The sequence below is a fragment of the Stenotrophomonas maltophilia genome, from assembly GCF_001676385.1.
Taxonomy (GTDB): Bacteria; Pseudomonadota; Gammaproteobacteria; order Xanthomonadales; family Xanthomonadaceae; genus Stenotrophomonas; species Stenotrophomonas maltophilia_J.
Genome location: NZ_LYVJ01000036.1, coordinates 1 through 406, shown reverse-complemented (window position 1 = coordinate 406; position 406 = coordinate 1). Strand labels below are relative to the sequence as shown.

Annotated in this window: 1 protein-coding gene; it reads left to right on the top strand. The window is 64.8% G+C overall.

Annotated features, from left to right (window positions below):
• The coding region (locus tag A9K58_RS18820; RefSeq protein ID WP_155760551.1) for a PPE domain-containing protein at positions 1 to 221 on the top strand (221 nt) is incomplete at its 5' end.
• Positions 222 to 406 lie beyond the last annotated feature (185 nt).

Here is a 406-nt window from a genome sequence, read left to right as displayed (position 1 = left end):
CTCCAGAAGATATCGCCACTAACCGCACGAAGTTGGCGGACGCGAAGAACGAGATCGTGATCAACGCTCCGAAGATTGCTGCCCTCGAAGAGGAATATCAGGGGTTCTGGGCCCAGAACACGAAGGCAATGGACGTCTACGCAGGCGAAGTGCGGGCTCAGCTGTCGCGGGTAATTCAGTTTGGCGAGGCGCCGCAGATCGTCGCCCCGTCCTCCGACTAACGGCGCTCACAAGCGCGACTCCCCTAGCCACAGCACGCTGACACCGCTTAGCGTCTGCTCGACGTGTTCGAGGATCCCGGCAACCGAGCGGCCCAGCAGCGCGGCCACCGCGTCGGGCAGCGACGCGGCGCCGGGTTGCGACGACGCCCGGGGTCGCACCATGTCCAGCAACGACGAGCCAGGGT